This window comes from Psittacicella hinzii (assembly GCF_003585935.1).
Lineage (GTDB): Bacteria > Pseudomonadota > Gammaproteobacteria > Enterobacterales > Psittacicellaceae > Psittacicella > Psittacicella hinzii.
In genome coordinates, this window is record NZ_NRJG01000192.1 from 1 (window position 1) to 5,319 (window position 5,319).

Below are 5,319 nucleotides of genomic sequence, written 5' to 3' on the forward strand. Positions count from 1 at the left end.
GTTCTTACTTAACTTAAAGTTAATAATTACTACCGTAATGATCGTTTTACTCTAAAATCTACCCATACCTAAACTTTCACTTTTTGCAGGTTTTATGATCTTTAAAGTCTTTTTTGTTAGTTAAACTATTTAATATCTGCCCTATTTTATCATAAAAGTAAAAATATAGCTAAGAGTTAAGCATTTTAATACATTTTTAGGGTACTTATTTACTTTTGGCAGGTGCATTTAAATTATGACTTACCAACTTACACTATCTAACCAGTAGTTTAAAGCCATATTATAACCTTTAGCTCCTAAACCACAAATTACCCCTTGCGCTATATCTTGCAGATAAGAGTGATGTCTAAATGCTTCACGTTGGTGAATATTAGATAAATGCACTTCAACCAATTTAGCTTGTACACCTAATAGAGCATCACGTAAAGCTACAGAATAATGCCCCCATGCTGCAGGATTTATAACATAGAAATCATTAATGCATTGTTCTTGTGCTTTTGCAGCCAAACTTTGAGCAAATTGTGCATGAATGAGATTAAGCAGTTCACTTTCATTATTCGTTTGGAAAAAGATTAAAGTAATTTTTACTGCTTTTTGTTTTGGTGTATCTACGATAAAACTTAAGTTTGTTTGATAATTCCCTAAAGGAATCTCTTGACTTGACTTTGTTAAAGAGGCTGTGTCTGCAATATTTAAATTAGTAAATGGAGCTGTACTAAAATAAGCAACAATTTGTTTTTTTAAACTATCAGCAATTTGCACTAAAGTAGTTGTGCCATACTTTTCAGGCTCTCTTAAACCTAAAAGGTTTAAATTTGGACCATTAAGAATTATAAAGCGGTATTCTTGGATAGGCATAATTTATAACTTTGGAAGTTCCTATTAAGCTAATTATATGCTTGATTGCTTACAAAATGGCAAATTTTGACATACTTAGACAAAAAATGGCATAGTTCATACGTTTAAATATGAAACTATGCCCTTTTTAGTTTTGCTTAACTGTGTTTTTGTACGACACAAGGAGGCAGTTTTGGAATAGCTGCTAATAATTGTTTGGTATATGGATGTTGTGGATTATTAAAAATTTCCTCAACTGTACCATATTCAACAATATCCCCATGATACATAACTAACACACGATGAGAGATATGACGTACCACAGATAAATCATGACTAATGAATAAAAACGAAGTGTTATAACGTTTTTGGATTTCTAACATCAGATTTAAAATCTGCGCTTGTACTGATACGTCTAGTGCCGAAACAGCCTCATCTGCAACTACAACCGAAGGATTTAAAATTAAGCCTCGTGCAATAGCAATACGTTGTTTCTGACCACCCGAGAACATATGTGGATAGCGATTTAAATGCTCTTTATCTAATTCGACTAATGACATAATTTTCTCAATAGTCTCACGTCGTTGTTCAGCATTTAAATCAGTATTGTAAATTAAAGGTTCTTCTAAAATCTTGTAAATAGTTTTACGAGGATTTAATGAAGCATGAGGATTTTGGAAAACTACTTGGATTTCTTTACGCATAGCACGACGTTGCTTACGATTTTTGTAGTTTACTTCCTCACCTTTAAATTTAATTTTACCAGCCGTAGGATTCTCAATTCCTACCATTAATTTTGCTAGGGTTGATTTACCAGAACCAGATTCACCAACAATCGATAAAGTTTCACCTTGACGTAAAGTAAAATTCACGTTCTTCACAGCTTGTAAAGTTTTACTGCTAAATAAGCCTTTACGAATTTTGAAATCTTTACTTAAGTTTTCACTTTCAAGTACTACTGGTGCATCTTTGAACAGATCCTCAACATCATACATGTACTCTGGATAGTGCTCAGATAACTTAACTTGACGTTTGTTACCTTGATAATCAGTGTACTCTTTAGTTTTATAAGTACCATGATCCACTACGGTTGGATCTGCTTCTTGTTGTGCTTGTAAAGCTTGGTAATCAACCTCTACTTGTTGGCAGTCAATTGAACTAGCTAATTTTGAAGTGCGTACATTAATGTTAGCTGCTTTTGCGGCATTTTTAACCTTATCTGCAGCACTTTCGTGTTGAGCTGATTCACTTATTGACAGCTCTTCTAGAGAATCTTGCTTAGCAACTTCAGTTTGTTTACTTACTTGAGCAAGCTCTTGTTGTAGCTGCTCTTTTTTTGCAGCTAACTCTTGCGCATAAACTGCTAAACGCTTAATTAGAGCACTATCTGTAACTAAACCAGTTACTACAGGTTGCTCCGTCGAAAGGGTTAATTTTACAGTTTGTTCTTTAGTTTGCTCAGTTTGCACATTAGCAGCTACTAATTGTGATGATAAGTCTTCGAATTGTTCAACACGAATAGCAGTTTGACTATAGCCGCCAATAAAATCACTAATTTGTGAATTTTGTTGACTATCGTCATAGTTACTTAGCTGTTCTAAAGGATTAACACTTTTTACTTGAGTTTTAACTTTTTCTGTAACTTCAGGAGCATAAGCTTTACTGTCTAAAGTTGCATCAGTTTCATCAAGTAAGCTAACTTGTTGAGCAATGTGCTGTTTAAAGGATGGAGTAGCGTATTGTTTGGTTGCTAAGTTTTGATTTATACGCTCGGGAGCTGATTCAACAACTACTTGCTCGGTTTGTTCAATTTGTAATGGGAAGTCAATTTCACTAGGAGTGTAGTCTTCTTCAGTTTTACTAAAATCCACAATTAATGGGATATTATCCGGTAAAAACAGACTACCATACATTTGATTATTTTCTTCTTTTTTTGGCGCTTGTTCTACAGAATTAACCATGAGCTTTATCCTCGTCTAGTGTAGCTTTACCGTTAATTCTAATCGGTTGTAAGTTACGCGCAAATTGTGGTAAAGAATTAATTAATGCTAAAGTGTAATCTTCTTGTGGATTTAAGAAAATGTCAGCTACACTACCAGTTTCAACAATTTCACCTCTGCGCATAACAATAATTTTATCCGCAATTTCCGAAATTAACGCTAAGTTATGACTAATAAAAATTAGCGTCATTTTGGTTTTATGTTGAATTTCAAGTAGGAGCTCAACTATTTGATTTTGAATAATTACATCTAAAGCTGTTGTTGGCTCGTCAGCAATTAACACTTTAGGATTTGATGAGATTACCATAGCAATCATAATACGCTGTAACTGCCCACCTGATAATTGATGAGGATAAGCAGTTAAACGACTTTCAGGTTCAGTAATTCCAACTTGCACTAATAACTCTATAGCTCTTGCACGATACTCTTTATTACTTTTACCAGGATCGTGTAACTCAAGAGTTTCAATCATTTGTTCACCAATAGTAAACGTTGGATCTAGAGCATTTAAAGCATCTTGGAAAATAATTGAAATGGTTTTACCTAAGTGCGCTCGTTTTTCCTTGCGAGATAGAGCTAAAAAGTCGATACCATCTACTTGAATTTGTTCGGCTTCTACTTTGGCAGTTTTATCTAATAAATCTAAAATAGCTAAAGAGCTAATAGATTTACCAGAACCAGACTCACCTACAACGCCTAAGATTTGTCCTTGTTCAACTTCGTAAGAAATACCTTTTAAAGTAGGTTCTTTTTTCTTACCAAAAGTCACTTTAAGGTTTTTTACGGCTAAAGCTATTTTATTCATAAACACCTCAAACTAACCTTGTTGTCTTAATTTAGGATCTAAAGCGTCGCGCACACCATCTCCCATATAGTTAAACGATAATACTGTTAGTAAAATTGCTAAACCTGGGAAAGTAACCGTCCACCATGCTGTAAGGAAGTATCTTGTCGATTCTGATAACATCGTACCCCATTCTGCAGCAGGTGGTTGTGCACCCATACCTAAGAAGCCAAGGGCTGACATAGTTAGAATTGCACTTGAAAAACCTAGAGTCGCTTGTACGGCAATTGGACTAAGGGTATTCGGTAAAATGGTATTAAACATTAAACGTAAATTACCAACACCTACTAAACGCGAAGCTGTTACATAGTCTTTCGATTTTTCAACTTTTACGCCAATACGTGTTAAACGTACGTATGAAGGAATCGAAATTACCCCGATTGCAATGGCTGCATTCTTTAATGATGGACCAAGTACTGCTACTACCGCGATTGCCACTAGTAATGAAGGTAATGACATAATAATGTCCACAAAACGTGAAATCACAATGTCAAGAATTCCACCAAAGTAACCAGCTATTAATCCTAAAGTAACGCCAATACACGAAGAAATTAAGACAATGATTACCCCATTAAGAATAGAAACACGTGCTCCATAGATAATACGTGATAAAAGATCTCGACCTAAATCATCAGTACCTAAAAAGAAATCAACACGTCCGCCTTCCATCCAAGCAGGTGGTAATAGAGGTAAATCACGAAATTGCTCAACTGGATCATGAGGAGCGATTTGTGGAGCAAAAATCCCAATCGCAATTAAAATTACAACAAAAATAAATCCAATTACCGCACCTTTATTAGTAGCAAAGGCTTTTAAAAATAATTTTGTTGCTGATTGATCCGAAACCAATGCCTCAGTATTTACTGTATTTGCCATGTTATTTTGCTCTCGGATTAATTAATGTATAAATTACGTCTACTAATAAGTTTATTAGCACCACAAAAATAGCAATAAAGAGAATTGCAGATTGAATTACAGGGAAGTCTCTTGAGTTAATAGCATCTACTAACCATTTACCTACACCAGGCCAAGAGAAAATCGTTTCGGTTAAAATTGCACCAGAAACTAATCCACCTACAATAATCCCTAATACTGTAACAATAGGAATTAAAGCATTGCGTAATGCATGACCTACAATTAAACGAAACGGACCTACACCACGAGCTTTTAAGGCTTGGATAAACCCTTCGTTTAAAATTTCGAGCATACTTGAACGTGTCATACGAGCAATAATTGCGGTTGGTATTGTCCCTAAAGCAATTGTTGGTAAAACAATATGCATAGCTGCTGATTTTAAAGCCGCAGGATCTTTAGCAATAATGGCATCAATTAATGAAAAGCCTGTTACTTGAGGAATGAAATATTGCACGCCAAAGTAACCTGAAGCCGGTAACCAATTTAAGTTAATTGAAAATACCATTACTAAAATTAGTCCCCACCAGAATACAGGCATTGAATAACCAACTAATGAAATTGTCATTAATAGGTTATCTAACCATTTACCACGATTAATTGCAGCAAAAATTCCAATTGGTAAACCTAAGATTAAAGCAAATAATACCGCTGTAATACCTAATTCCACAGTTGCGGGGAAACGAGCAAAAAATTCATCAAGTACCGGAGTACCTGTATTAAAGC

General features: G+C 34.7%; 5 protein-coding genes. All 5 read right to left on the bottom strand.

Annotated elements, in window-relative coordinates:
- Positions 1–240: 240 nt before the first annotated feature.
- A complete protein-coding gene (locus CKF58_RS08690) occupies positions 241–858 on the bottom strand; it encodes a type II 3-dehydroquinate dehydratase (protein ID WP_222987775.1) in 618 nt (205 codons plus the stop codon).
- A 137-nt stretch (positions 859–995) separates the two neighbouring features.
- Positions 996–2,798 carry an ABC transporter ATP-binding protein gene (locus CKF58_RS08015; protein ID WP_119532721.1) on the bottom strand — a complete coding sequence of 601 codons (1,803 nt, stop codon included), beginning with the start codon at positions 2,796–2,798 and terminating at the stop codon, positions 996–998.
- On the bottom strand, positions 2,791–3,642 hold the full coding sequence (locus CKF58_RS08020; RefSeq protein ID WP_119532713.1) for an ABC transporter ATP-binding protein: 852 nt from the start codon (positions 3,640–3,642) through the stop codon (positions 2,791–2,793). The genes CKF58_RS08015 and CKF58_RS08020 overlap by 8 nt, the downstream gene beginning before the upstream one ends.
- A gap of 12 nt (positions 3,643–3,654) precedes the next feature.
- Positions 3,655–4,557, bottom strand: a complete 903-nt coding sequence (locus CKF58_RS08025; protein ID WP_119532715.1) for an ABC transporter permease subunit — start codon at positions 4,555–4,557, stop codon at positions 3,655–3,657.
- 1 nt (position 4,558) lies between these two features.
- A partial coding sequence (locus CKF58_RS08030) for an ABC transporter permease (RefSeq protein WP_119532717.1) occupies positions 4,559–5,319 on the bottom strand: 761 nt, incomplete at its 5' end.

Bases quoted from the DNA above. Each gene is read 5' to 3' on its own strand.
- CKF58_RS08025 (WP_119532715.1), bottom strand. From the start codon at position 4,557: ATGGCAAATACAGTAAATACTGAGGCATTGGTTTCGGATCAATCAGCA.
- CKF58_RS08690 (WP_222987775.1), bottom strand. From the start codon at position 858: ATGCCTATCCAAGAATACCGCTTTATAATTCTTAATGGTCCAAATTTA.
- CKF58_RS08015 (WP_119532721.1), bottom strand. From the start codon at position 2,798: ATGGTTAATTCTGTAGAACAAGCGCCAAAAAAAGAAGAAAATAATCAA.
- CKF58_RS08020 (WP_119532713.1), bottom strand. From the start codon at position 3,642: ATGAATAAAATAGCTTTAGCCGTAAAAAACCTTAAAGTGACTTTTGGT.